The sequence below is a fragment of the Novosphingobium sp. BW1 genome, assembly GCF_008107685.1.
Classification (GTDB): domain Bacteria; phylum Pseudomonadota; class Alphaproteobacteria; order Sphingomonadales; family Sphingomonadaceae; genus Novosphingobium.
On record NZ_VIRF01000129.1, the window covers coordinates 1 to 473 of the forward strand.

1 protein-coding gene is annotated in these 473 nt (G+C 49.0%); it reads right to left on the reverse strand.

What is annotated here, in order from left to right:
• A partial coding sequence (locus FMM79_RS20960; RefSeq protein WP_305778405.1) for a POTRA domain-containing protein occupies positions 1–473 on the reverse strand: 473 nt, incomplete at both ends.

Here is a 473-nt window from a genome sequence, read left to right on the forward strand (position 1 = left end):
GGCATAACCATAGCGACCAAGAAGCTTTTTAATGTCATCTTCCATTTTGGTCACTTTGGTGCCGTTATACAGCTCGCCCGGCTCGATCTTAGTCAGCTGCTCAATTTCAGCGGAGTGCCCGGCAAGGTTGCCGCTCACTTCAACGCCAGAAAGCTTGTACTGATCGCCTTCGGTGATGTTCACCGTGACGTAAATACCTTTTTTATCTGGCGTCAGACTGACCTGGGTAGAATCGATGTTGAAACGGGCATAACCGCGATCCAGATAGTAACTGCGCAGGGTTTCAAGGTCGCCCGCAAGTTTCTGTTTCTGGTATTTACGATCGCCTACCACGTTCCACCACGGCACTTCGTCACGCAGTTGGAAATGAGAGATCAGTTCATCGGTGGTGAAAGCATGGTTACCAACAATGTTAATTTGCTGGATTTCAGCTGACACACCTTCCTGGAACACCAGTTTTAGGTCAACACGGT